Origin of the sequence: Nonomuraea sp. KM88, from assembly GCF_052245635.1 — a bacterium.
Classification (GTDB): Bacteria; Actinomycetota; Actinomycetes; order Streptosporangiales; family Streptosporangiaceae; genus Nonomuraea.
Genome location: NZ_JBQQCC010000017.1, coordinates 13,160 through 39,305, shown reverse-complemented (window position 1 = coordinate 39,305; position 26,146 = coordinate 13,160). Strand labels below are relative to the sequence as shown.

Sequence of the window (26,146 nt, the reverse complement as noted above, 5' to 3'; positions counted from 1 at the left end):
ACAGGTGAGAATCGCCCTGGTGGGCTGCGGAGCCGTCACCCAGGCGGTCTATGTGCCGTTGTTGTCGAGGCGGCGTGACCTGTTCGAGGTGAGCGCCGTCTGCGACCTGTCGCGGACGCTGGCCGACGCGGTCGGTGACCGGCTGGGTGCCGCCAGGCGGTACACCGAGCTGAAAGAGATGCTGGCCGACGGCGGCTTCGACGCCGTCGTCATGCTGGCGTCCGGCTCGCACGGCGAGGCCGTGCGGCAGGCGCTGAGCGCCGGTTACGCCGTGCTGTGCGAGAAGCCGCTCGCCCTGACCAGGGCCGAGGTGGCGGCGCTGCCCGAGGGGCGGCTGATGGTCGGCTACATGAAGCAGTACGACCCGGCGGTGCGCAGGGCCGAGAAGCTGCTGGCGGAGCTGGGCGGGCCGGAGGCGATCAGGTCGGTCGAGGTGGTCGTGCTGCACCCGAGCGGGGAGTCGCAGCTCGCCTTCGCCAACCTGACGCAGGCCCGTGACGTGGACCCCGGGCTGCTCGCCTCGCTGCGGGCCGCCGAGAGCGATCTCGTCTCGCGGGCGCTGGGGGAGTCGGCGCCGGAGCCGGTGCGGAACCTGTACGGAGTCGCGCTCGGCTCCATATGCCACGACTTGTCGCTCTTGAGGCGCTTCACCGGTTCGCCCACCGAAATCTCGCACGTCGAGACGTGGGGACCCGCGCCCGGATCCATCGAGATCTCCGGCCCGCTGCCCGTCCGCGGCCGGTTCCAGATCCGCTGGCACTACCTGGAGGACTACCCCGCCTACCGCGAGACCGTGGCCATCCACCACGACAAGGGCTCGCTGGAGCTGGTCTTCCCCGCGCCCTACCTGATGAACGCCCCCACCACGCTCACCGTCGTCTCCGGCGACGGGAGCGGCGAGGGCGGCGAGAGCCGCACCCATCGGCGCGAGGTGACCGAGGCGTTCGAAGTACAGCTGGCCGCCTTCCATGCTTTCGTGAACGATGGCGAGCCGCCGCTCACCGACGCGGGCGGCGCGCTCGAGGACATCGTGACGGCCCAGCGGATCGCCGCCCGCTACGCCGTACAACATGGACTGCCCATGGGAGGGGAGGCAGCGTGAGCACGGAGATCGTGGTCGTACCGCACACGCACTGGGACCGGGAGTGGTACGAACCGTTCCAGCGCTTCAGGCTGCGCCTCGTGGCGCTGCTCGACGAGGTGCTCGACACGATGGAGCGCGAGCCCGCCTACCACTTCACCCTCGACGGGCAGCTTGCCTGCGTGGACGACTACCTGGAGGTCCGCCCGGAGAACCGCGACCGGGTGGCCGCGCTGGTCGAGTCGGGGCGCCTGGCGGTCGGGCCGTGGCAGATCCTGCTCGACGAGTTCCTGTGCTCGGGCGAGAACATCGTCCGCAACCTCGAACTCGGCATGGCCAGGGCCGACAAGCTCGGCGGGGCCATGCCGGTCGGCTACCTGCCCGACATGTTCGGGCACGCGGCGCAGATGCCGCAGATCCTGCGCCGGGCGGGGCTGCTGCACGCCTGCGTCTACCGGGGGGTGCCGTCCTCGGTGACCACCGACGCCTTCGCCTGGGTCGCGCCCGACGGCACGGCGCTGCGCACGCAGTACCTGCCCGCCGGCGGCTACGGCAACGGCGCCCATCTGTTCCACGACCCGGCGGGACTGAAGGAACGGGCGGACGCGTTCACCAAAACGATGCGCGAGTGGCACGGGCCCGAGGGCTCGCTGCTGGCGATGTACGGCACCGACCACTCCGCGCCCGTCCGAGGGTTGCCGGAGATGGTGGCGGCGATCGGCGCCCGCATGGACACCCTGTCCGGATACATCGGGGACTGTTCGGGTGAGGTGGACGGCCTGCCCGAGGTGCGCGGCGAGCTTCGCTCGCACGCGCGCGCCAACATCCTGCCCGGCGTCATCTCCGTCCGCGCCCACGTCAAGCAGGCCATGAGCCGCGCCGAGCGGATGGTCGAGCGCTACGCCGAGCCGCTGGCCACGCTCTGGGGCGAGGAGTGGCCCGGGCGCTTCCTCGACATGGCCTGGTGGCGGCTGGTGGACGCCAGCGGCCACGACTCCGTGACCGGATGCGGCGTCGACGACACCGCCCAGCAGGTCGCCGCCCGCATCGCCGAGGCCGAGCACCTCGGGCAGGCCGTGCGCGACATGGTGACCGCCCGGCTGGCCGGCGCGGTGCCGTCCGACGGCGTGCTCGTCGCCAACCCGACGCCCGCCCCCAGGCGCGGCGTGGTCCTCGTGGACGTGGCCGGCCACCACCCGCTGGTGGACCCCTCGGGCGCGGCCGTGCCCGTCCAGCCGCTGGAGCACGCGGCCACGCTGCTGCTGGACGACGAGATGGACCCGGCCACCGCGCTGAGCTTCGTCCACGGCACCGAGCTGTACGGCCAGCACATCACGTCCTGGTCCGTCGAGGACGGCACGCTGACGTTCACGGTGGCCCGCGAGACGCAGGCGGTCTTCGACGTCGACGACCTGCGCGGCGAGCTCGACGGCGTGACGCGCGTCCGCATCGTCGCCGAGCCCCGGCGTACGGTCGCCGCCCTGGTCGAGGTCCCGCCGCTGGGCCACACGAGTGTCCGGCCCGCGCCGCACGAGCAGGTGTTCGGCCCGCCCGCGGGGGCGAGCGGCCTGCCCACCGAGCACGACCCGTCCTGCTGGCTCAGCTCCGACTCGGCCACCCTGCCGGTGCGCGGCGACGAGGAGGTGCTGGACAACGGCCTGCTGCGCGTCACGATCGCCCGCGACGGCACGCTCACGCTTGTGGGCCAGGACGGCACGACGGTCACGGGCGCCGGCCGCATCGTGGACGGCGGGGACGTCGGCGACACCTACAACTACGCGCCCCCGCCGGCCGACCTGATCGTGGACGAGGCGGTGTCGGTCGAGAGCGAGCTGATCGCCTCAGGCCCGCTGGTGGCCATGGTGGACGTGCGCCGCACGTACCGGTGGCCGTCCGCCGGCGGCGCCATCGACGGCGCCCCGGAGCTCCCCGCCATCGCGCGGACGCCCGCTGCCGAGGACGTCGTCGTCACCACCCGCGTCGAACTGCGCGCGGGCGAGCCCTTCGTCCGGCTCGACGTCGAGTTCGACAACCGCTGCGCCGACCACCGGGTGCGCCTGCACGTGCCGCTGCCCGACCGGGCCACGCAGTCGTACGCCGAGGGGCAGTTCGCGGTGACCACCCGCGGGCTGACCCCGGAAGGGGGCTGCGGCGAGACCCCGCTGCCCACATTCCCCGCCTCCTCCTGGGTGGCGGCAGGGGGCGTGGCGGCGCTGCTGGAGCACGTGACGGAGTACGAAGTGGTGGACGGCGCCGAGCTGGCCCTCACGCTGCTTCGCTCGGTCGGCTACCTGTCCCGCAACCGCAACCCGCTGCGCCCCGAACCGGCGGGCCCTCAGCTTCCGACCCCGGCCGCGCAGTCGCGCGGGGTGCGCAGGGTGAGCCTGGCGCTGATGCCGTACCGCGAGTCGTGGGAAGAGGTCGTGCCCCACGCGGAGGCCTTCCGCCACGACCTGCTGGTGGTGCCCGGGCAGGGCGTGCAGCACCTCTCCCTGCCCGCTCCGGCGGCGGGCCTGTCGGTGACCGGGAACGGCGTGACCATGACCTCGCTGCGCGACCGCGACGGCTGGCACGAACTCCGGGTGGTCGCCCTCACCCCCGGCGACACGGAGGCGGTCGTCGAGGGCTCGTTCACCCGGGCCAGGCACGCGGATCTGCGCGGTCGCCCCGGCGAGGACCTGCCGGTCACGGACGGCACCCTCCGCCTTTCGCTGAAAGCCTGGGAGATCGCCACGATCCAGCTCGCCAACTCTGGGTAATTCTTAGAACACATATAGTAATGTCATGCCCGTGATCACTTCCCAACACGAAGGGCTGACCAAGCTCGCCACCCTCGATCTCGGGCACATCGCGCAAGGGCTGCGCGCGCTGTTCGATCTGCGGATACCCGATACGGGCGAGGCCAGGCTGGCCTCGCCCGACCTGTCCGAAGCCGTTCCTGCGGTCTGCCGCGCCGACGGCGCCCTCCTCTACGGCGAGGATGGCGACAAGCTCGGCGTCATCATCGAGACGCAGCGCGGCCAGGACGACGACAAGCACTATTCGTGGCTGGAATACATCGCCAACTTCCGGGCGCGCGAGAAGTGCCAGGTCGTCCTGACCGTCATCTGCCCCGACCGCCGGATAGCACGCTGGGCGGCCAAGCCCATAGAGACCGGCCATCCGGGACTCGTGCTCAATCCACTGGTGATCGGGCCCGACAACACCCCGCTCATCACCGACGTGGCCGAGGCGCTGGGCAACATCGGTCTGGCCGTCATCTCCGCCGTCACCAAGTCCCAGGACCCGTTGATCAAAGAAGTCCTGAGCACGTTGGACGCGGCCCTCGGCAAAATCGATCAGAAGCTGGCCGGGCGATACGGTCAGTACATCTACGTCTCTCTGACTGGCGTCGCCCAGAAGGAATGGGGGAACCTTATGGCTATGCAGACACATTCGTACCAGGGGGATTTCGCCGAGAGCCTCCTCGCCGAGGGCGAGGCCAAAGGTGAGGCCAAAGGTGAGGCCAAAGGCAAGGCGGAAGAGGGGGCGAAGATGCTGCAGATGCTGCTGGAGGCGCGGGGCATCGAGGTGTCTGAGGAGGTGCGGGCGCGGATCACGTCGTGCATGGACACGGCGGTGCTGGAGGAGTGGTTCCAGCGGGCGCTCACGGCCGACTGTGCGGAGCAGGTCTTCGGGTGAGCCCCGCGGGAGCCCGCCGCCAGGTCGGTCAGCGGGTGCCCCAGGAGTAGGTCTGCTTGCGGAGTTTCAGGTAGACGAACGACTCGGTGGCGCGGACGGCGGGGATGGCGCGGATCTTGCTGAGGATCTCCAGCAGGTGCCCGTCCCCCTCGCACACCACCTCCACGATCACGTCGAACGAACCGGCCGTGAGCACCACGTAGTCGATCTCCTCGATCGCCGCCAGTTCGTCGGCCACCGACTCGAGGTCGCCCTCGCAGGTGACGCCGATCATGGCCTGGCGCGGGAAGCCCAGGGTGAGAGGGTCGGTGACGGCGACGATCTGCATGACGCCGGCGTCCTGCAGCCGCTGGACGCGCTGGCGCACCGCCGCCTCGGAGAGCCCGACCGCCTTCCCGATCGCCGCGTACGGCATGCGCCCGTCGGCCTGCAACTGCTCGATGATCTGCTTGGACAGGTCGTCGAGCACCACGGGCCCTGAGCGGGAAGCGGAGCGGCGTACGCGCGGCGGCGTGGTCATCGGATGTGGTTCCTCCTAGCGGTCCGGCATGGCGGGGGCGTTCCCGCTGGGATGCCGTCCTGGTGCGACATGCTGTCAGTTCCCGGGCGACTGTCAAGCGAATTCGTAGCAATTTGATATATTCACCACGAAATCCCTTGTTTCGCTGCGACCGCTCTGTAAGAGTCGCGGGCATCTCAGCCGCCTCACGAGGAGGTCATTCATGACCGAGCCTGCCGAGGTCATCCATAGACAGAGCACCTGGGTCTGGCGACCGACGAAGGAGGGCGCATGACGACCCGTCTGCAGAACTATGTCAACGGCGAGCTCGTGGACGCCAAGAGCGGCCGGTTCTCCGACATCATCGACCCGTGCACGGGCGAGGCCTACGTTCAGGCCCCGGTCTCCGGGCAGGACGACGTCGACGCGGCGTTCGCCGCCGCGGCCGCCGCGTTCGAGTCGTGGGGCAGGACCACCCCGGGTGACCGGGCCAACCTGCTGCTGAAGGTGGCCGACGCGATCGAGGCGCGGGCCGACGAGATCAACGAGGCCGAGTGCCGCGACACCGGCAAGCCACGTGCCCGCATGGCCGAGGACGAGACCCCGGTCGCCGCCGACCACTTCCGGTTCTTCGCGGGCGCGGCCCGCACGCTGGAGGGTCCGACGGCCGGTGAGTTCCTCGCCGAGCACACCAGCGTCATCAGGCACGAGCCGATCGGCGTGGTCGGGCAGGTCACGCCGTGGAACTATCCGGTGATGATGGCGGTCTGGAAGATCGCCCCCGCGCTCGCGGCCGGCAACACGGTCGTGCTCAAGCCGTCCGACACCACCCCGGTCGCCACGCTCAAGCTCGCCGAGATCCTCGGCTCGGTGCTGCCCGCCGGCGTCTTCAACGTCGTCACCGGCGACCGCGAGACGGGCGCCCTCGTGGTGAGCCATCCGGCCGCCTCGATGGTGGCCATCACCGGCTCGGTCGGCGCGGGCATGTCGGTGGCCAGGAGCGCCGCCGACGACCTCAAGCGGGTGCACCTGGAGCTCGGCGGCAAGGCGCCGGTCGTGGTCTTCGAGGACGTGAAGGACCTGCGTGCGGCCGCCGCCGGCATCGCCGAGGCCGGCCTCTACAACGCCGGCCAGGACTGCACCGCCGCCTGCCGGGTGCTGGTGCAGGAGAGCGTGCACGACGCGTTCGTGGCCGCGCTGAGCGAGGCCGCCGCCGGCACCGTGACCGGCGGCCTGGACACCGAGGACGCGCTGTACGGGCCGCTCAACAACGAGAACCAGCTGGCCAGGGTGCAGGGCTTCATCGACAGGCTCCCCGCGCACGCCACGATCCTCACCGGCGGCAAGCGTGTCGGCGACAAGGGCTACTTCTTCGCCCCCACGGTCGTCGACGGGCTCAGGCAGGACGACGAGATCGTGCAGAACGAGGTCTTCGGCCCGGTGATCACCGTGCAGACGTTCACGGACGAGGCCGACGCGCTGGCCAAGGCCAACGACGTCAGATATGGCCTGAGCGGCTCGGTCTGGACCTCCGATCACGGCCGTGCCATGCGGATGTCCAACCGGCTGGACTTCGGCACGGTCTGGGTGAACACGCACATCCCGTTCATCTCGGAGATGCCGCACGGCGGCTTCAAGCATTCCGGATACGGCAAGGATCTGTCGGTGTTCGGCCTGCACGACTACACCAGGGTCAAGCACGTCATGCACTACATCGGCGAATAGCGGCAGGGGCGAAACCTGGACATGACCGGGCTATCGGCAATCGAGCTGGAGGACGTCGTCAAGGAGTACCTCTCGCATGGCGAGGTCGTCCAGGCGGTCAAAGGCGTGACGCTGGACGTCGCCGAGGGGGAGTTCTTCTCCCTCCTCGGCCCGTCCGGCTGCGGCAAGACCACGACCATGAGGATGATCGCCGGGTTCGAGGCGCCCACGAAAGGCATGGTGAAGCTGCACGGCAAGGACGTCACGGACGTCCCGCCGAACAAGCGCGACGTCAACATGGTCTTCCAGTCCTACGCGCTCTTCCCGCACATGAACGTCTGGGACAACGTGGCGTTCGGCCTGAAACAGCGCCGGAAGCCGCAGGAGGAGATCAGGCGGCGGGTCGGCGAGATGCTGGAGATCGTCGACCTGGCCGGCAGGGAGAAACGCCGGCCGCGCGAGATGTCCGGTGGCCAGCAGCAGCGCGTGGCGCTGGCCAGGGCCCTGGTCAACCGGCCACGGGCGCTGCTGCTCGACGAGCCGCTCGGCGCGCTCGACCTCAAATTACGCCAGGCCATGCAGATCGAGCTCAAGCGCATCCAGCGCGAGGTCGGCATCACGTTCGTGTACGTGACGCACGACCAGAACGAGGCGCTGACCATGAGCGACCGCATCGCCGTCATGAACGACGGCCTGGTCGAGCAGCTCGCCAGGCCGCGCGAGATCTACGAGCGACCCGCGACCGCGTTCGTCGCGGGCTTCATCGGCACCTCCAACCTGCTCGCGGGCACCGCGACCGGCGGCGAGGTGAAGGTCGGCGGCGGCCGGGTGCTGGTGCCCGGTCACGACGGCGAGGTGACGGTGACCGTACGCCCCGAGAAGATCACCATCGTGGCGGAGGACCCGGGGCCGGAGGTGAGCGGGGTGCGCGGGACCGTCGCCGAGGTCGTCTACCTGGGCACCTACACCAGCTATTCCGTGAGCCTCGCGGACGGGACCGACATCACCGTCTTCCAGCAGAACGCGCATGACGCGGTGGCGACGGCGGAGCGGGGAGACTCCGTCTGGCTGTCGTGGCGGGCGCAGCACTCGTACGTGATTGGAAGTTGACAGCGTCTCATGCACCCCCCACTGCGCTCATCCCGCACCAGACGTGACGTCTTCCGGCTCGCCGGTTATTCGGCCGCCGGGCTCGCCCTCGCCGCCTGCGGCGTGCAGGGGCAGAAGGTCGCGCCGCCCAAGGCGGACGCCGTCCAGGATTTCTGGGCGAAGCAGACCAAGAACGGCAAGGTGGTCTTCGCCAACTGGCCGGAGTACATGCCGGGTGACAAGGGTCCGCTCGAGCGGTTCAAGAAGGACACCGGCATCGCGTACGAGTACAAGGAGGTCATCCAGGAGAACGCCGACTTCTTCGGCAAGGCCGACCCCGTGCTCCGCGCCGGCCAGTCGCTGGGCTACGACATCGTCGTCATGACCAACGGCATCCAGCTCCAGCACATGCTCCAGCTCGGCTACGCGGTTCCGCTCGACCACGCACGGTTGCCGAACTTCCAGGCGAACGCGGGCCAGAAGTTCAAGGAGCGCTCCTACGACCCGGGCAACAAGTTCACGATCCCGTACGCGTCGGGCGTGACCGGGATCGCGTACAACACCGACCATGTCAAAGAGGAGATCACCAGCATCGAGGCGTTGTTCGATCCCCGGTACAAGGGGCGGGTCGGGATGATGAACGACGCCCAGGAGATCGGCAACTTCGGCATGTTCGCGGTGGGCGTCGACCCGGAGAAGTCGACGGAGGCGGACTGGAAGAAGGCCGGGGAGAAGCTCAAGGCACAGCGCGATGCCGGACTTGTGCGGAAATATTATGATCAAGGGTATATCGATGCCGTGGCGAAGGGCGATGTCTGGGTGACCATGGCCTGGTCGGGCGACGTCTTCCAGCGCCAGCTCGCCGGCGAGCCCGTCGCCTTCGTGGTGCCCGAGGAGGGCGGCACGATCTGGACCGACAACATGCTCATCCCCAAGGGCGCGGCCAACCCCCTCGACGCGCTCATGCTGATGGACTACCTCTACCAGCCCGCCGTGGCCGCCGAGCTCGATGAGTTCATCCAGTTCGTCACGCCCGTCCCGGCCGTCCAGGACCTGCTCAGAGAGCGGGCCAGGACGGCCGAGGGCAAGGACAAGAAGGCGCTCGACGACATGGTCGACAGCCCGCTCATGTTCCCGAGCGAAGCCGACTACGCCAAGCTGCGCACGTACACCACGCTGACCACCCAGCAGGAGCAGGTGTTCAACCCGATCTTCCAGTCGATCACCCAGGCGTAGGCACAATGACCCGTCACCTGCCGCAAGCCGCCGGACCCGGGAGAGCGTGACGATGCGGCGGCTCACCCCCTACCTCCTCGCGCTGCCGAGCTGGATGTGGCTGGCCATCTTCCTGGTCGTGCCCATGGTCGCGATGGCGTCGGTCTCGCTGCAGACCGGCAACGCCTACGACGGCTACGCCATGACCTTCAACGTCTCCACCTACGGGGAGGCGCTCGGCAGGTACAGCACCCAGCTGCTCCGCTCGCTGGTGTACGGCGGGCTCGCGACCGTGGCCATGCTGCTGATCGGCTACCCGGTGGCCTACTGGATCGCCTTCAGGGGCGGCAACCGCAAGTCCGTGTACCTCTTCCTGCTGCTGCTGCCGTTCTTCGTGTCGTTCGTCCTGCGGACGATCTCGTGGAACTTCCTGCTGGCCGACAACGGCATCCTCTTCGGCACGCTGAAGGGCTGGGGGCTGCTGCCCGAGAGCTTCCACGTGCTCGCGACGACGCTGGCCGTGGTGGGCGGGCTGACGTACAACTTCCTGCCGTTCATGATCCTGCCCATCTACGTGGCGCTGGAGCGGGTGGACCCGCGGGTGGTGGAGGCGGCCCAGGACCTGTACGCGACGCGGGCGGGGGCCTTCCGCCGGGTCGTGCTGCCGCTGTCCCTGCCCGGGGTGTTCGCCGGGGTGCTCATGACGTTCGTGCCGGCCACGGCCGACCCGATCAACGCGCAGATCCTGGGCGGCACGGGCAACACCATGATCGGCAACAACATCCAGACCGAATATCTGGTGAACCTCGACTACCCGACGGCCGCCGCGCTGTCGTTCACGCTGATGGCGGTCCTGCTGGTGGGGATCTTCGCCTACGCCAGGGCGCTCGGCACGGAGAACGTGCTCGAGGCGGCGGCCCGATGAGGACCGGCGAGCGGGGCAGGCTGGGGGACCGGCTGCTGCACGCGTACACGTGGCTCGTCATCGTGTGGCTGTCGGCGCCGATCGCCGTGATGATCCTGTTCGGGTTCAACGACAAGCAGAGCAAGTCCAACACCAGCTGGCAGGGCTTCACCCTCAGGTGGTACGCCGAACTGTTCGAGATCTCCGACCTGACCGTGGCGCTGCGCAACTCGCTGGTCATCGCCCTGGTCAGCACCTTCATCACCGTCGTGCTCGGCACCATGCTCGGGCTCGCGCTCGGCCGCCACCGCTTCCGCGGCAAGGGCGTCACGAACTTCCTGGTCTTCGCCGCCATCTCCACGCCCGAGCTGGTCATGGGGGCGTCGCTGCTGTCGTTGTTCGTCTCGGGCAACGTGCCGCGCGACGCGAACACGATCATCGTCTCGCACGTGCTGTTCTCGCTGTCCTTCGTGGTGGTGACCGTGCGGGCGCGGATCGTCACGCTCGACCCGTCGCTGGAGGAGGCCGCCAGAGACCTCGGCGCCACGGCCTGGGGGACGTTCCGGCAGGTGACGTTGCCGTCGATCATGCCCGCGGTGACGGCGGGCGCGATGTTGTCGTTCGCGCTGTCGATCGACGACTACGTGGTGACCAGCTTCGTCAACGGCTCGACCGTCACCTTCCCGCTGTGGATCGTCGGCGCGGTGAAGACCGGCATCCCGCCACAGGTCAACGTCATGGGTACGCTGATCTTCGGCGTCGGGGTGCTGATCGCCGTCGCCAACGCCGTGGTGGCCAGGCGGCGCGCCTGAGCCTTCGACCACACGGCTCGATCGTAGGGATGTGGGAGTGTGGATCCGCTGAAGGCGCTGGCTGACGCGGAGCGCGCGCCGTACTGGCTGGACAGCCCGGCCCGGCCAGAGCCGGCCCCGCTGCTTTCCGGCCGCACCAGCGCCGACCTGGTCGTCGTCGGCGGCGGCTTCTCCGGCCTGTGGACGGCCCTGATGGCCAAAGAGCGCAACCCGTCGCTGGACGTCGTCCTGCTCGAAGGGCGCAGGATCGGCTGGGCGGCCACCGGCCGCAACGGCGGGTTCTGCATGGCCACGCTCACCCACGGCCTGGCCAACGGGCTCGAACGGTGGCCGGAGGAGATCGACCGCCTGGAGCGCATGGGCGTGGCCAACCTCGACGAGATCGAGCGCACGCTGTGGCGCTACCGCATCGACTGCTCATTCGAGCGCACCGGCGAGCTGCACGTGGCCACCGAGCCGTGGCAGCTCGACGGGCTGAACGAGCACCTCGACCTGATCGACGAGCTGGGCCTCGACTACGTGCCGCTCGACCGGGATCAGGTGCGGGCCGAGCTCGACTCGCCGACCTACCTGGGCGGGCTGTGGGAGCGCAGCGGCTGCGCCATGGTCGACCCCGCGCGGCTGGCGTGGGGGCTGCGTGACGCGTGCCTGCGGCTCGGCGTACGCGTCCACGAGCGCAGCCCGGTGCGCTCGCTGCACGACGACGGCACCACGATCACCCTGCGCACGCCGTACGGCACGGCCGCCGCGCGCCACGTGGCCCTGGGCACCGGCGTGTTCCCGCCGCTGCTGCGGCGGTTGCGGCACTTCGTGGTGCCGGTCTACGACTACGTGCTGATGACCGAGCCGCTGACGGCGGCGCAGCTGGCCGAGGTGGGCTGGAGCAACCGGCAGGGCGTCGGCGACTCGGGCAACCAGTTCCACTACTACCGGCTGACCGACGACAACCGCGTCCTGTGGGGCGGCTACGACGCCGTCTACTACAACGGCGGCCTGGTCAAGCACGAGTACGACCAGCGCGACGCGACGTTCATCAAGCTCGCCGAACACTTCTACGCCACGTTCCCGCAGCTCGCGAACGTGCGGTTCAGCCACCGGTGGGGCGGCGTGATCGACACGTGCAGCCGGTTCAGCGCCTTCTACGGGCAGGCCCACGGAGGCCGGCTGGTCTACGCGGCCGGTTTCACCGGCATGGGGGTCGGCGCCACCAGGTTCGGCGCGAACGTCATGCTCGACCTGCTGTCGGGCGAGCGCACCGAGCGCACCGAGCTGCGGATGGTGAAGGAGAAGCCGATCCCGTTCCCGCCCGAGCCGGTGCGGTCGGGGGTGATCCAGTTCACCCGGTGGTCGATCGCGCGGGCCGACCAGCACGAGGGCAGGCGCAACCTGTGGTTGCGGGCGCTCGACCGGATGGGGCTGGGGTTCGACTCATAGCGCAGACTTGGCGTATGAGAGCAGAATTCGTCGTGGACGGCCTCACCCTGGTCGGTGACCTGCGGGTGCCGGAGGGCGGGGGGCCGCGTCCCGGGCTGGTGTTCACGGGTCCGTTCACCGGGGTGCGCGACCAGGTCACCGGCCTGTACGCGGCCCGGCTGGCGGAGCGGGGCTACGTGACGCTGTCCTTCGACCACCGCAACTGGGGCGAGTCCGGCGGGGAGCCGCGCCGGCACGAGGATCCGCAGGGCAAGCTGCACGACCTGCGGGCGGCGGTGTCGATGCTGCGGTCGCGGCCGGAGGTGGATCCGGAGCGGGTCGGGGTGGTGGGGATCTGCCTGGGCGGCGGATATGCCCTGAAATTTGCTGCTTTCGATCCCCGGGTGCGGACTTTTGTCGGCATCGCCGGGGCGTACAGCAACCCCTACGCCCTGCGGACGGACATGGACTATCCGGCCGTGCTCGGCTCGCTCACGGAGGTGCTGGAGCGGCAGGACCAGGGCGGGCCCGTCGCGTACGTGCCCGTCGTCGCCGAGAGAGCCGAGGCCGCGATGCCGGGCGACGAGCCGTACGCCTACTACGGCTCCGAGCGCGGCGCCTCGCCCCACTGGGCGAACGAGGTGACCAGGGCGAGCGTGCGCGAGCTGATCACGATGGACAACATGATGGGGGCCGACTTCCTGTCCCCGAAACCGGCGCTCATCGTGCACGGGGTCGTCGACCGGTTCTGCTCGCCGGAGGGCGCCGAGGAGGCGTACAAACGGCTCGACGAGCCGAAGGAGCTCGTCTGGGTGGACGCCAAGCAGCACACCGACCTCTATGACCAGGAGCCGTACGTCACCAGGGCCGTGGACGCGACGGCCGCCTTCCTGGAGAGGCATCTCTGACCGCTCGGCGAGGAGGTGCTGAAGGCCTGTCCAGGAAAGTACCGCATGTGAGGGATGAAGCCGCCGAATCGGGCATTAATCCCGTAACCCCTGCAGACTCGACGGGGGTTGCGCATGCGTACAAAGTGGGCGGCCTGGGTGGGCCTGGTGCTCGTGGCGGCCTGCGGCGCCGAGCGGGCGCCGACCGTGCCCGTCGCGGTGCGGGCCTCCGCCAAGGCGCCGGTCAAGGTGGCGCGATGCGTCATGAAATTTCCTGATAAACGGGCCGCGCGCGTGGCCCGCCAGCGCCTCGAGCACGACCTCTCCCGCTACCTGCGCACCCGCCCAGGCCGCATCGTGTACGGCGCCCTCGACCTGGTCAGCGGGATCACCCTGGGCCAGGGCGAGCACCGGCACGACCTCATCACCGCCAGCGGCGCCAAGGTGGACATCGTCGCCGCGCTGCTCCAGCGCCGCCACGCGAACGGTCTCAGCGAAGGAGACCGCGACCTGGCGGAACGCATGATCACGGAGAGCGACAACAAGGCGGCGGACGCGCTCTGGTCGCGGGTGGGCGGGGGCGGCGCCATGAGCACCTTCTACCGGCGGATGGGGATGAGAGAGACCACACCGGGGCCCGGCATCTACTGGGGCGGCACCACCACCAGCCCCGCCGACCGCATCCGCCTGCTGGACGTCCTGATCGGCGGCGGCAAAGGGCTGCGCGCCGCCGATCGCCGGCTGCTGCTGGGGCTGATGGGCCGGGTACGCAAGGAGCAGGCGTGGGGCGTCAGCGCCGCGGCCCGGCCCGGCGACCGGGTGGCCCTGAAGAACGGCTGGACCCCGCGCCCGTTCATCCACAACACGTGGGCCGTCACCAGCTACGGCCGCATCCAGGGCCCAGGCCGCGACCTGCTGCTGTCGGTCCAGACCGACCAGCAACCCGGCCACGGCGCGGGCGTCCAGACCATAGAGCGGGTGGCCCGTACGATCGGCGCCCGCCTCGACGGCCTCTCCCCGACCTACACCCGCCCCTGCCCCACCAACCCCATCCCCTGAACCTTGCGGCACCCGTCGGTGCCTACGCTCGGTGGGCCAGGGCCTCCTCAGGGATCTCTTTGGGCACCCCGCGCAGCCCTGCCAGCGCCAGCCCCGCGACCACGGCCAGCAGCGCCGCCGTGACCAACGACGTCACATGCACACCCGCGAGGAACGCCTCCTGCGCGGCTTGGACGAGCTGGCCCGCCTGGCCGGGCGGCAGGCCGGTGGCCGTCTGCAGCGCCCCGGCGATCGACTCCCTCGCGGCCGCGCCGTCCACCCCGGCGGGCAGTTCCAGGTTCGCCCGGTAGGCGCTGGTCAGCACCGTGCCGAGGATCGCGATGCCGAGCGCCCCGCCCAGCTCGAACGCCGTCTCCGACACCGCCGACGCCGCCCCCGCCCGTTCCCTGGGCGCGGTGGCCAGCACGTTGTCGTTGTTCACCGTGAACGCGAACCCGACGCCCATGCCGCCGATCACCATGACGGGCAGCAGGGCGAGGTAGTTCAGCTCGGTGCCGAGGGTGGCGTAGTAGAGGAACGAGCCCGCGTTCATGGCCAGGCCGAGCGCGACCACGCCGTTGCGGCCGATGAGGTTGATCAGCTTGGCGGCCAGCACCCCGCCGACGGCGCCCGCCAGGCCGCCCGGCAGCTGGGCCAGCCCTGCCTGCAGCGGCGACCAGCCGAGCACGAGCTGCAGGTACCACGCGAACATCAGCATCATCGCCGACATCGCGAAGATCGCCAGCAGGTTCGTGGCGATGGACGCGCTGAACGCCCTCCTGCGGAAGAGCCGCACGTCGATCAGCGGTTCGGCCAGGCGCGTCTGCCGCCACACGAACACCGCCAGCAGCAGCACGCCGGCCACGCCCGCGGCCGCCACGTCGGCGTGGCCGAGCCCCTTGTTCGCGGCCTCCTTGACTGCGTAGATGGCCGTCACGACGCCGCTGAAGGACAGGACAACGCTGGGCAGGTCGAGCCGGCCCGCGTCCGGGTTGCGCGACTCGGGCAGCACCAGGGCGCCGCCCACCAGCACCAGCAGCATGATCGGTACGTTGATCAGGAACACCGAGCCCCACCAGAAGTGATCGAGCAGCACGCCGCCGACGACCGGGCCGATCGCGAAGCCCGCGGCGCTCATCCCGCTCCAGACGCCGATGGCCGCGGTCCGCTCGCCGGGCTCGGTGAACACGTTGCGGATGATCGACAGCGTGGACGGCATGATCGTCGCCCCGGCGACGCCCAGCAGCGCCCTGGCCGCGATCAGCAGCTCGGGGCTGGGGGCGTACGCGGTGACCACGGAGGCGGCGCCGAACGCGGCCGCGCCGATCAGCAGCAGGCGCTTGCGGCCGATGCGGTCGCCGAGGTTGCCCATGGTGACGAGCAGGCCGGCCAGCGCGAAGCCGTACATGTCGCCGATCCACAACAGCTGCGTGGAGGTGGCGCCCAGGTCGGCCACCAGGCGCGGCAGCGCGAGGTGCAGGACGGTCAGGTCGAGGGAGAGCAGGAGTGTGGCCAGGCAGGCGATCGCCAGCGCGGCCCATCTGTTCGTCATGCCGCTCACGGTCGTGGGAGCGGCTGACGGCCGGCCTACCGCTCGCTGACCAACCGGCTGATCTCGCTCAGCCCGGCCGCGATGCGGGTGCGGGTGTCCTCGGCGCTGTACCAGTCGTCGGGGCATTCGGCCCGCGCCCGGGTGAGCAGCGCCTGCGCCTCGGCGAGGTCGCCGCGGCGCAGCGCCACCTCGCCGAGGCCGAGGTGCGCCCACGCGAGGGTCTCCATGGAGCCGTTCCTGCTCGACAGCTCGGCCGCGAGCACGTAGTCGGCCTGCGCGGCGTCCGTGGTGTCCATGCAGAGCAGCGCGTCGGCGCGGCGGCACAGGCTCTCGGCGATCTCGGTCGTGGCGCCCAGCTCGCGCGCCATCGCCAGTGCCTCGTCGGCCAGCGCGTACGCGGTGTCGTAGTCGCCGCGCTCGTGGTGGAACTCGCAGAGCCCGGACAACACGAGCGTCGTGCCCCAGCGCTCGCCGATGGCCCTGAACGCGGCCAGGCTCTGCTCGAAGTGGGCCAGCGACTCCTCGGGCCTGTCGAGGGCCTGCAGGACGAACGCGGCGCCGACGTAGGACAGCGCCTGCTGCCAGGGCGGGAGCTCCTGCACGATCCGTCTGATCTCGTCGAAGGCCTCACGGAAGTCGCCGGGAGGCCCGGTGAACATCGACAGCAACATCATCATGAACTCGATCCGCACCGGCATGTAGTCCCAGTTCACCAGCCGGCGCACCTCGGCCAGCCGCTCGCGCAGCCCGTCGTCGGCGCCTCCCGCCCAGGCCGTGACGAGCACGCACATGACGTATTCCTCGTCCAGGTCGGGCGGGCGCCGCGAGCCGAGCTCGGCCAGCAGCCCGGCGGCCAGGCCCGCGCTGGTGGCGCGGTGACCGCGCATCCACCAGTAGCAGGCGCTGTGGGCCAGCAGCCGCAACGCGACCTCCAGCCGCCCTGCCTCGGTGGTCCAGCGCACGGCGGCGTTGACGTCGTCGCTCTCCTCGTCGAACCGGGCCAGCCACTCCAGCTGCTCGCCCGTGCGCAGCCACGGGTCGGCCTCCATGACGAGGTCGAGGTAGTAGCCGGCGTGCGCGTCGCGGATCGCCTCGACCTCGCCGGACTCGGCCAGCCTCTCGGCGCAGTAGGCCCGGATCGTGTCGAGCATGCGGTAGCGCCCGTCGACCACCTGCACCAGGGACTTCTCCGCCAGCGAGAACAGCACCTCCTCCGGCAGCCCGCACACCCGCTCGGCCGCCGCGGGCCGCGCGCCGCCCACGAACACGGTCAGCCTCCTGGCCAGCCGCTGCTCGTCCTCGTCGAGCAGGTCCCAGCTCCACGCGACGACCGCGCGCAGCGTCTGGTGCCGAGGCAGCGCCGTGCGGCTGCCCCGGGTCAGCAGCCGGAACCGGTCGTCGAGCCGCGCCGCGATGTCGGCCAGCGGGAGTGTGCGCAGTCGCGCCGCGGCCAGCTCGATGGCCAGCGGTAACCCGTCGAGCGCCCGGCAGATGCCCGCCACCTGGGCGGCGTTGCCCGCGTCGACGGCGAAGCCGGGTGCCACGGCGGCGGCGCGGTCGGCGAACAGCCGGACGGCGGGATAGCTGAGCGGGTCGCCCGACTCCGGCGGAGGCAACCGCAGCGGCGCCACCGGCAGGATCGACTCGCCGGTGATGCCGAGTGCCTCCCGCCCGGTCACCAGCACCCGCAGCCGGGGGGAGGAGGCCAGCAGCAGGTCCGTCAGCTCGGCGGTGGCCGCGATGAGGTGCTCGCAGTTGTCGAGGACCAGCAGCAGCCTGCGGCCGGCCAGCGCGGTGACGAGCCTGGTGGCCGGGTCGACGGCGGGCCGGTCGGAGGCGTGCGTCACGGCGTCGCGGATGCCGAGCGCGGCGAGGACGGCCGCCGGAACGTCGGCCCCGTCGGAGACCTGCGCGAGCGGCACGAAGCACACGTCGCCCGCCTCCTGGCCGGCCGCCTCGATCGCGAGGCGCGTCTTGCCCGCGCCGCCCGGCCCGATCAGCGTGACGAGCCGGTGCTCGCGCAGTCTCGCCGCCACCTGCTGGAGCTCGTCGGCGCGGCCGACGAAGCTGGTGAGCTGGGCGCGCAGACCCTGCCGCGAGCTCTGCCCGGTCGCGGGCGCGGCCGAGGCGCCGAGCGCCGGGTCGGCCCTGAGCACGGCCAGGTGCGCGGCGGCCAGCTCGGCTCCCGGCTCGACCCCCAGCTCGTCGTCCAGCAGCTTCCTGGCCTCGTCGTAGACGGCCAGCGCCTCCGCCTGGCGGCCGCTGCCGTAGAGCGCGCGCATGAGCTGGGCCCGCAGCCGCTCGCGCAGCGGGTGGGCGGCGGCGAGCCGGCTCAGCTCGGCGACCAGCTCGCGGTGCCTGCCGAGGTCGAGGTCGGCCTGCACCCGATCTTCCGTGGCCGACAGGCGCAGCTCCTCCAGCGCCGTCGCGGCGGCCACCGCGTGCGGGGCGTCGGAGAGCGGGGTGCCACGCCACAGGTTCAGCGCCTCGCGCAGCAGCGCCGCCGCCCGCTCAGGGTCGCCGCCGGCCAGGGCCAGCCCGCCCGCCCGCGCCAGCTGCTCGAACCTGCACGCGTCGACGTCCTGCGGATCGGCCACCAGCCGGTATCCGGCCGGATGGAACTCCACCAGATGCCGGCCCAGCGCCCTGCGCAGCCGGGACACCTGCGACTGCAGCGCGTTGGCCTCGCCCTCAGGAGGGCTGGGGCCGTACATGCCGGCCACGAGTTGCTCCGCGCCGACGATGCGGCCGGCGTGCAGGGCGAGCAGGGTCAGCAGGGCGCGCACGCGGGGACCCCCGAGCGCGACCTGCTCGCCGTCCTCGCCCAGCACGGCGGTGGGCCCGAGGATCTGGAAGCGCATACCCCGATTATCGCGGGCGCGGCGGCCGGGATGTAGCGAGCAGCGCGTCGAGCACACCGGCGGCGAGTGCGAGGGCGTGGCCGGGCGCGGGGCAGGGGCGGATGCCGGAGCCGAAGGTCAGGTGCGGGCTCGGGCCGCGCGCGGGGTCGAACCTCTTGGCGTCGGCGAACACGTCGGGGTCGCGGTTGGCGGCCACCAGGTCGATCGTCACCGTCTCACCGGTCCTCGTGTCGAGCCTGCGGGTGGCCCTGAGCGGCGGGTCCTGCCTGAGCGTCTCCTCCAGCAGCGCCCAGGGGTCGTCGCCGGGCTTCGCGTGCCGGAGCGCGTTCTCGATCAGCCCTTCCGTGGCGGCGTGACCCTGCAGCAGCAGGGTGATCACGGAAACGTCCGCCAGCGTGAGCAACCGCGCGACGGCGGCGTCGGCCTGCGGGCTCTCCTCGCCGGACAGGTAGCCGGACGCCGCAGCGGACACGGTGGCGGTGTCCTCGACACCGAGCGCGGACGCGAGCACGGCCGTGGGGACGCCCCGCCAGTCGCCGTCCCGCTCCTCGGTCATGGCCGCGGCCGCCCGCCTCAGCTCGGCGGGCTCCAGCCCGGCCAGCAGCTCGACCAGGGCTCGGCGCCGCCCGGCGTGGATCTCACCGGTGCTGAACCGTGACACCTGGGCGCGCAGCCAGGCGAGCGTCCCCTTCGCGCCGTCCTGGCGTACGGGAGGCGGCACGTACGCGGCGTCGTCGAGCACGGAACGGGCCTCGGCATGACGGGTGATGTGCATGACGTCACGCTAGAGCGGGATCGTTTCGCCGGCGCTCGAAGCATGCCGTCAGGCGGCCAGCCGTTCCTGGCGCTCCGGCGGCCCGGCCTCGGCGGACCTCGCGGGGGCCGTGGTCCGGGCGGCGCTCCGCCGTCCGGCGAAGGCCAGCGCCATCACCACGATGAGCAGCATCTCGGCCACCACGAGCCCCCGCTCCAGCAGCCCGTAGTACGCGGCGCCGTCGATCAGCGGCGAGGTGATGGAGGCCGGGTGCGCCGCCAGGTAGAACGCCAGCGACAGCGCGGAGGTCACGCTCAGGGCCTTGACCGCGTTCCAGCCGGGCGCCGCCGCGCGGCCCCTGGCCAGGCTCCAGCCGGCGACCGGCAGCGAGGTGAAGACCACGGCCGCCGCCCAGCGGTGGATCTCCCCGGAGAGCGTGCCGATCTGCGACGACCCAGGGTCGGTGGGGAAGATCGCGCTCATCATCAGTCCCGCCGCGCCGGCCAGCAGCAGGACACGGGCGGCCGCGGTGCGCGCCGGCTCCGTGGACGCCAGCCCGTACGCGAGACTCAGGCACGCTCCCGCGAGTGCCAGCATCCCGATCAGTACGGGCGCCAGCCCGCCGGAGACCAGCGCGTAGTCGCTGATCAGCGGCTGCACGGGCAAGGTGATCTCCGCGTAGGCGAGGGCGCAGAAGGACACCACCGTGCCGATGACGGTGCCCCACACGGTCTGCTGTCGGGTCATAGCGCCACCTCGTCATAGATCGTCTCGAACCGGGCCAGCGACGTCTGGTCGTCGTGGGTGAGCGCCAGCTCGCGGCTGGCCTTGCCGAGCCTGGCGCGCAGGCCGTCGTCGGTGAGGATGCCCGTCAGGCGCCTGGCCAGCGTGGCCACGTCACCCGGCTGGTACAGGTAGCCGTTGCCGTCCACCAGGTGCGGCAGCGCCATCGCGTCGGCGGCCACCACGGGCAGCCCGGTGGCCATGGCCTCCAGCGTGGCGATGCTCTGCAGCTCGGCGATGCCCGGCATGGCGAAGACGTCGGCGGACGCGTACGCCTGGGGCATGATCTCGTCGGGCACGAAGCCGAGGAAGAACACTCGATCGCCCACGCCGATGCGCTTGGCCAGCCGCTCCAGCTCCATGCGCTGGTTGCCCCGGCCGACCAGCACCGCCTGCGCGTCGGTGTCGTTCAGCACGATCGGCAGCGCGCGTACGATCTCATCGATGCGCTTCTCCTCGTCCAGGCGGCCGACGAACATGACGGTGGGCCGGTCGGGGAGGTCGAACGTCCTGCGGGCCCACGCCTTGGGCTCGGAGTGCGGGCGGAACCTGGCCAGGTCGATGCCGCAGGAGACCGGCTCCACCTCGCGACCGAAGCCCTGTTCGGACAGGAGGTGGGCGGCCAGCGGGGTGGGCGTGGTGATGTGGTCGGCGCGGTTGAAGATCCGGCTGAAGTCGCGCCAGGCCAGCTTGCCCGCCCTGGCCCGCAGCCGCTCGGGGATGTGGCCGAACTGGAAGAGGTTGTCGGGCATGAAGTGGTTGGTGGCGACCACGGGCACGCCCGCGCGGCGGGCGGCGGCGATGGCGGCCCGGCCCACCACGAAGTGGCCCTGCGTGTGCAGCACGTCGGGGGCGATCGAGGCGATGAGGCGGTCGAGCCTGGTCGGCACGGTGACCCGCATCGTGGGGTGGACCAGCAGCGGAGCGGAGCGCAGCCGGTGGACCACCACGCCGTCCTCCACGTCGGCGCTGGCCGGTCCCACCTCCGACTGGCAGACCACGTGCACCTCGTTGCCGCGCGCGGCCAGGCCGGTGGCGAGGCGGTGGGTGAAGTAGGCGGCGCCGTTGACGTCGGGCGGGTAGGTGTCGCTCGAGATCAGGATCCGGCGTGGGCGTTCGGCGGCCGGGGCGAGGGGCGGCTGCTCGGTGACGCTGTGCAGGGGCATGGCCATGAGAGTGACTCCAATGATGAGAGGCCAGGGGAGGGCCGGTGAGACGTACGGGACAGATCAGGCAAGGTCGCGGTGTGCCTCCAGCGGGCTGGTCCGTGCCAGGGCGACGGTGCCGGCGGCGGTGAGCGCGGCGGCCGCGACCGGCAGGACTCCGGTCGGCAGCGGCTCGCCGAGCAGCAGCGCACCGAAGGCCACCGCGGTCAGCGGGTCGGCGATCTGCAGCGAGGCGAACGAGACGCCGAAGTGCCCGACGGCGTAGGCGCGCTGGAGCATCATCAGCGCCAGCAGGGCGGGGATCGGCAGCGCCAGCAGGTACCACCAGTTCCACGCGCCGTCCACCAGCACGCGCACGAGGGTGGCGGTGGCGCCGTACAGGACGCCCGAGCTGGTCGCCAGCAGCGCCGCCCGGCCCGCGGGCGAGACCGCCCGCGAACCGGCCCACAGCAGGACCGCGGCGACGCCGGCCACGCCCAGGAGCGTGAGCACGCCGGTCGGGCTGAGGTAGGTGGGGCCGTGCGACTCGGGAACCAGCAGGACCAGGCCGATCAGCCCGGCCGCCACCACGCCGGCGGCAGCCAGTTCCCTGCGCGACGGCCTGCGGCCGTGCAGCGTGGCGGCGATGGGCAGGGCGAACAGCAGGCTGGCCACGCCCATCGGCTGGACGATGGTCAGCGGGCCAAGCCCGAGCGCGACGATGTGCAGGCCACCACCCGCGAGAATGGAGACGCCGCCGATCAGCCAGCGCGGCCTGCGCAGCAGCGCGAGCAGTCCGGGCTTGGCGGTGCCGACCGCCTCGAACTGCTGGAGGGCGGCTCCGAGCGCGAAGAACAGCGAACCGACCAGGGCTATCACCGCGGCCAGCACAGTCATGCGCACTCCTTTCAGACGGATGGTCGCCGGGCAGGGTCAAACGGGTGTGTCCGTGGGAAGACGTTCAGGGGAAGGCTGGATGGCGCGGCGCTTCCTGATCCACCGCACGATCTCGACGGCCGCGGTGACGGACACCGCGATGCCCAGCCCGAGCAGCAGGCCCTTGATGGGGTCGTTCTCGAACGCCATCCCGCCGAAGAAGCCGATCAGGCCGGAGTACACCGCCCACGAGCTCGCCGCGATCACGTCGAAGAATGTGAACGAGCGCAGCGGGTGCCGGACCGCGCCCATGGTCAGCGTGGTCGCGGTGCGCCCGCCGGGGATGTACCTGGCCACGACGAGCACGAGCCCGCCCCGCTCTTCCAGGGCGCCGCGCGCCCAGACGAACGCCTTCTTCTCCCGCAGCCTCCCGCCTGACGTCTTGCCGATCAGGTAGGAGATGTGGTCGCCCGCGAAAGCTCCCAGAGCCGCGACGATGATCACCAGCGCGAGGTTCGTCTCGCCGGACGCCGCGAACACCCCGGCGGTGATCACCGACGTCTCGGCGGGCACGATGGGGAAGAACCCGTCGAGCAACGCCAGGCCGAAGAGCACGGCGTACAACCATGGTGACGCCATGGCCTGTTGAACCAGGTCGAGAATGGCGTGCGACATAACAGGGGCTCCGATCGTCAGGGCACTCACATAGCGTGTCGGCGCTGGACCGTGGGGAACATCGGGGATGCCCCCGGTCGAACGCGGGCCCATCCCCGATACGGGTCAGGGCCTGTACCCCATGAAGGTAGAAACTCCGCAGGTCACGGCACATCGGACGATCGGCACGCACCGCCCCCTACTTTCGTCAGGGTCGCGGTGCGACCTTCCGATGACACCATTGATCCAACCCGGATCGGCCCTTCCGGGCACCAGTGCAGATAGGCGCTTTCACGGTGGGGTTAGCTCTACTCCGGCGGTGACCCGAGCCCCACCCCGACTTTCGTCAGGGGTGTCACCTGCCGTCCGTGGAGGGCGCCGGCCGGCATGCGGCGGATAACGTCGACGCCGTGAAGCACCTGCGCCCCCTCCGCCGCGAGACCCGCCGCAAGCTGGTCTACGACCTGCTGCTGTGGGCCGTGCTCAGCGTCTTCGTGTCCGCCATGGGGCCCGACCCTTTCCTGGACCCCGCGGGGTTCGCGATGATCACCGTGCCCAGGCTGGTGCTCGCTGCCGCGGCCGTGCTGGTCGGCCGGCGCTGGCCGCTGGCCGCCCTGGTGCTGCTGCTGCCGCTCGGGCCGTGGCAGTTCACCGAGGGATTCGCGACCGTGGACCTGAGCTGGCTGCTGCCCCGGCGCAACGTGAAGATCCTTCCCCTGCTGCCCACGTCGCCCTTCATCGTGTGGTACGCCTACCTCACCGGGCGGCGCATGACCAGGGCGTGGCCGGCGCCGGCGGCGTTCTGCCTGGTCACGATCGTGGGCGTGGGCGTGGTCCTGGCCAGGGGCAGTGACCTGGCCCTGTGGCTCTCCATGACCACCGCGCTCATCGGCACCTACCTGGTGCCCTACCTGCTCGGGCTGCTCAGGAGGAGGCTGCTCCAGCAGCGGCGGGTGGCCAGGCTGTCGGTCGAGGCCCAGGCCAGGCTGCGCGAGCGGGCCAGGATCGCCCGCGACATGCACGACTCGCTCGGCCACGACCTGGCGCTGATCGCGGTCAGGGCGGCCGGGCTGGAGCTGGCTCCCGGGCTGGGCCCCACCGAGGTCAAGGCCGCGGGCGAGCTGCGGGTCGCCGCCGCCGACGCCACCGAGCGGCTGCGCCAGATCATCGGGCTGCTGCGCGAGGACGCCGACGCGCCGCCGCTGACGCCCGCGGACGAGGACGTGACCGAGCTCGTACGCCGGGCCAGGGACTCCGGCATGAAGGTCGACCTCGACCTGATCCACGGGCCGGTGCCCGGCCTGGCACGCGCGGTGGTCCAGGAAGGGATCACCAACGCCGCCAAGCACGCGCCGGGAGCGGCCGTGCAGGTCGGCGTCTCGCCCGAGCGGATCACCGTGCACAACGGGCCGCCGCGCTCCCGGCCCACCGCGCAGCCCGGCGGTCTCGGGCTGGCGGGCCTGCGCGAGCGCGTACGGCTGGCCGGCGGCTCCCTCACCGCGGGCCCGATGTCCGAGGGCGGCTACGAACTGGCCGTGACCCTCCCCCACGCGGGGGAGGAGGATCCCCGCGGCTCGGGAGGTGACGAACGGCCGGGCGCGCGACGCTCCCTCCATGACCACTGAACAGGGACCGGCGATCGGCCGCGTCACCGCGGCGATCGTGACGGTCGCCGCCATGCTCCCGTACCTCACGCTGAAGATCCTCTGGCTGACCGGAAGCTCCGTCGGGGTCACCGAGCCGGACCTGATGAACGATGCGGCGATGGTCGGGCTCAACGCCATGACCTTCGGCATGGACGCCGTCGGGCTGCTGCTGGTGGTGGCCTTCACCACGCGCTGGGGCATGCGGCTGCCGGCCTGGCTCGTGCTGCTGCCGCTGTGGGTGGGCACGGGCCTGCTGTCGGTGGTGACCGTCACGGCGCCGATCCTGGTGGCGACCGACGGGATCGCGGTGTTCAGCGGCGGCGCCATCGAGGCGTGGGTCTACATGATGGTCTACGGCGGTTTCGTCGGGCAGGGCATCGGCCTGATGACGACCTTCGTCCTCTACGCCCGCGACCGGTGGCCCGCGATCTTCACCGCGCGGCTCGGACACGCCTTCCCCGGCCCTGCCGAGTCGTTCCAGAGGGTCGTGGCCTGGGGAGCGCTGCTGGTCACCACGGTGGTCGCCGGGGTGCGCCTGTCGTGGACGTTCGGCGCGCCCGCCGTGGCGGTCGTCATGGACGGGTTCAAGGCGCTGCTCGCCCTCGCCGGGGCCGTCGCGTTCGTGGCCGTCGTCCGGCGGCGCGGGAACAGCCCGTTCTGGCGGCTGCTCGTGCCGGTCTGGCTCGGCTCCGGCTCATTGTTCGGCTGGGGCCTCTACGCGATGATCGTCAGCTCCGCCGGAGGTCCGCTCGCCGGTGGAGGCTCGGGAGCGGTCGGCCTCGTGGAGCTGTTCGGCATGCTGACCGGGCTGGTCATGGGGGTGAGCGGGGCGTACGTGCTGGCCGAGCGGTCAGGCGTGGGCGACGTGCAGCCGCTTGAGGAGCCGCTTGAAGGCGACGATCGAGATGGTGATCGCCAGGCCGCTTATCACGGCCACCGCTGACGTCCGCAGCACCATGTACGAGCCGAGCGAGCCCGCGACATATTCGTAGACGGCCAGGCAGATGCTCAGAGACGAGTTCATCAGCAGCACGAACGCCCACAGCAGCGTGATCCTGGCGAAGAACCTGCGCACCCGCTCGTGTTTGAGCACCGCCGACGGCAGGTGGATGTAGTCGAGCGTGAGCTTCTGCACGAGCGGCCTGTTCAGCCGCACGGATGCGAGGAAGACCATGCTGATGCAGATGGTGCCCATCTCCGGCTGGATGAAGAACCACATCCAGGTGCCGGTCCAGAAGGCCACGATCGCGCGGATGGTGATCGCGAACGCCGCCAGATACATGGTCGCGGGCACCTTGATCCGCCTGACCAGCCGCCACGCCACCCCGAAATAGACCCAGGCGACGGTCATGACGAGCGCCCACTGGAATCCGAGGACGACCATGGCCAGGTAGAACACCACCAGCGGCGCCACCACGCTTTCGAGCAGCTTGGGTGCAGCCTGCCGGGCGAGCGCCGTGAGGCGTGGAAGGGTGACCTGAGGGTGGTTCAAGGCTGCTCCGCAGATAGGCCGACGATCAGCGACTACCCGGGCCTCGCAGGACCAGGCTCT

General features: G+C 71.0%; 22 protein-coding genes. 13 read left to right on the top strand and 9 right to left on the bottom strand.

The features are described 5' to 3' along the window. Positions 1-4: 4 nt before the first annotated feature. Genes ACTWPV_RS37890 through ACTWPV_RS37880 form a run of 3 tightly spaced genes read left to right on the top strand, consistent with a single transcriptional unit; the run spans position 5 to position 4,762 of the window. Positions 5-1,102 (top strand): Gfo/Idh/MocA family protein, encoded by a 1,098-nt coding sequence (locus ACTWPV_RS37890; protein ID WP_443155481.1) that lies wholly within the window; start codon positions 5-7, stop codon positions 1,100-1,102. Further along, positions 1,099-3,840: a glycoside hydrolase family 38 N-terminal domain-containing protein gene (locus ACTWPV_RS37885; protein WP_443155480.1), complete on the top strand. Its 2,742-nt coding sequence runs from the start codon at positions 1,099-1,101 to the stop codon at positions 3,838-3,840. Before ACTWPV_RS37890 ends, ACTWPV_RS37885 begins: the two co-directional genes overlap by 4 nt. A gap of 31 nt (positions 3,841-3,871) precedes the next feature. Then, positions 3,872-4,762 carry a hypothetical protein gene (locus ACTWPV_RS37880; protein ID WP_443155479.1) on the top strand — a complete coding sequence of 297 codons (891 nt, stop codon included), beginning with the start codon at positions 3,872-3,874 and terminating at the stop codon, positions 4,760-4,762. A 28-nt stretch (positions 4,763-4,790) separates the two neighbouring features. Here ACTWPV_RS37880 and ACTWPV_RS37875 read toward each other — a convergent pair whose 3' ends face one another. Beyond that, positions 4,791-5,282 (bottom strand): Lrp/AsnC family transcriptional regulator, encoded by a 492-nt coding sequence (locus ACTWPV_RS37875; protein WP_132597601.1) that lies wholly within the window; start codon positions 5,280-5,282, stop codon positions 4,791-4,793. Between the two features lie 270 nt (positions 5,283-5,552). Here ACTWPV_RS37875 and ACTWPV_RS37870 point away from each other — a divergent pair, with 270 nt between their 5' ends. The 8 genes from ACTWPV_RS37870 (at position 5,553) to ACTWPV_RS37835 (ending at position 14,344) form a co-directional block, all read left to right on the top strand. Continuing rightward, the gene (locus ACTWPV_RS37870) at positions 5,553-6,986 is read left to right on the top strand and encodes a gamma-aminobutyraldehyde dehydrogenase (RefSeq protein WP_443155478.1); all 1,434 of its coding nucleotides are present in this window, start codon (positions 5,553-5,555) and stop codon (positions 6,984-6,986) included. 21 nt (positions 6,987-7,007) lie between these two features. Continuing rightward, on the top strand, positions 7,008-8,075 hold the full coding sequence (locus ACTWPV_RS37865; RefSeq protein WP_443155477.1) for an ABC transporter ATP-binding protein: 1,068 nt from the start codon (positions 7,008-7,010) through the stop codon (positions 8,073-8,075). 9 nt (positions 8,076-8,084) lie between these two features. Next, positions 8,085-9,290, top strand: a complete 1,206-nt coding sequence (locus ACTWPV_RS37860; protein WP_347649909.1) for a polyamine ABC transporter substrate-binding protein — start codon at positions 8,085-8,087, stop codon at positions 9,288-9,290. A gap of 52 nt (positions 9,291-9,342) precedes the next feature. After that, a complete protein-coding gene (locus ACTWPV_RS37855; RefSeq protein ID WP_347649970.1) occupies positions 9,343-10,194 on the top strand; it encodes an ABC transporter permease in 852 nt (283 codons plus the stop codon). Then, positions 10,191-10,985, top strand: coding sequence for an ABC transporter permease (locus ACTWPV_RS37850; protein WP_443155476.1), 795 nt, complete (start codon positions 10,191-10,193; stop codon positions 10,983-10,985). The genes ACTWPV_RS37855 and ACTWPV_RS37850 overlap by 4 nt, the downstream gene beginning before the upstream one ends. Before the next feature lie 39 nt (positions 10,986-11,024). Further along, complete coding sequence (locus ACTWPV_RS37845; RefSeq protein ID WP_443155475.1) at positions 11,025-12,419, top strand: NAD(P)/FAD-dependent oxidoreductase; 1,395 nt, start codon at positions 11,025-11,027, stop codon at positions 12,417-12,419. Positions 12,420-12,433: 14 nt separating this feature from the next. Continuing rightward, on the top strand, positions 12,434-13,306 hold the full coding sequence (locus ACTWPV_RS37840) for an alpha/beta hydrolase (RefSeq protein ID WP_443155474.1): 873 nt from the start codon (positions 12,434-12,436) through the stop codon (positions 13,304-13,306). A 114-nt stretch (positions 13,307-13,420) separates the two neighbouring features. Continuing rightward, on the top strand, positions 13,421-14,344 hold the full coding sequence (locus ACTWPV_RS37835; RefSeq protein WP_443155473.1) for a serine hydrolase: 924 nt from the start codon (positions 13,421-13,423) through the stop codon (positions 14,342-14,344). 22 nt (positions 14,345-14,366) lie between these two features. Here the strand turns inward: ACTWPV_RS37835 and ACTWPV_RS37830 are convergent, their stop codons facing one another. From ACTWPV_RS37830 to ACTWPV_RS37800, 7 genes are all read right to left on the bottom strand, one after another. Further along, positions 14,367-15,875 carry an MFS transporter gene (locus ACTWPV_RS37830; RefSeq protein WP_443155472.1) on the bottom strand — a complete coding sequence of 503 codons (1,509 nt, stop codon included), beginning with the start codon at positions 15,873-15,875 and terminating at the stop codon, positions 14,367-14,369. Positions 15,876-15,910: 35 nt separating this feature from the next. Beyond that, complete coding sequence (locus ACTWPV_RS37825; RefSeq protein ID WP_443155471.1) at positions 15,911-18,736, bottom strand: BTAD domain-containing putative transcriptional regulator; 2,826 nt, start codon at positions 18,734-18,736, stop codon at positions 15,911-15,913. A gap of 7 nt (positions 18,737-18,743) precedes the next feature. After that, entirely contained in the window at positions 18,744-19,511 is a 768-nt protein-coding gene (locus tag ACTWPV_RS37820; RefSeq protein ID WP_443155470.1) for a cytochrome P450, read from the bottom strand. Between the two features lie 48 nt (positions 19,512-19,559). Next, positions 19,560-20,237 (bottom strand): DUF998 domain-containing protein, encoded by a 678-nt coding sequence (locus tag ACTWPV_RS37815; RefSeq protein ID WP_347649901.1) that lies wholly within the window; start codon positions 20,235-20,237, stop codon positions 19,560-19,562. Then, a complete protein-coding gene (locus ACTWPV_RS37810) occupies positions 20,234-21,439 on the bottom strand; it encodes a glycosyltransferase (RefSeq protein ID WP_443155469.1) in 1,206 nt (401 codons plus the stop codon). The genes ACTWPV_RS37815 and ACTWPV_RS37810 overlap by 4 nt, the downstream gene beginning before the upstream one ends. 63 nt (positions 21,440-21,502) lie before the next feature. Continuing rightward, positions 21,503-22,315, bottom strand: a complete 813-nt coding sequence (locus tag ACTWPV_RS37805; RefSeq protein WP_443155468.1) for a DMT family transporter — start codon at positions 22,313-22,315, stop codon at positions 21,503-21,505. Positions 22,316-22,351: 36 nt separating this feature from the next. Next, on the bottom strand, positions 22,352-22,969 hold the full coding sequence (locus ACTWPV_RS37800) for a DedA family protein (protein ID WP_347649898.1): 618 nt from the start codon (positions 22,967-22,969) through the stop codon (positions 22,352-22,354). A 389-nt stretch (positions 22,970-23,358) separates the two neighbouring features. Between ACTWPV_RS37800 and ACTWPV_RS37795 the strand changes: the two genes are divergently transcribed. Further along, positions 23,359-24,573 (top strand): sensor histidine kinase, encoded by a 1,215-nt coding sequence (locus ACTWPV_RS37795; protein WP_443155467.1) that lies wholly within the window; start codon positions 23,359-23,361, stop codon positions 24,571-24,573. Beyond that, entirely contained in the window at positions 24,563-25,537 is a 975-nt protein-coding gene (locus ACTWPV_RS37790; RefSeq protein ID WP_443155466.1) for a hypothetical protein, read from the top strand. Before ACTWPV_RS37795 ends, ACTWPV_RS37790 begins: the two co-directional genes overlap by 11 nt. On the opposite strand, the gene ACTWPV_RS37785 is transcribed toward ACTWPV_RS37790, so the two are convergent. Next, positions 25,445-26,086: a VC0807 family protein gene (locus ACTWPV_RS37785; RefSeq protein WP_347649895.1), complete on the bottom strand. Its 642-nt coding sequence runs from the start codon at positions 26,084-26,086 to the stop codon at positions 25,445-25,447. The genes ACTWPV_RS37790 and ACTWPV_RS37785 overlap by 93 nt on opposite strands. Between the last annotated feature and the right edge of the window lie 60 nt (positions 26,087-26,146).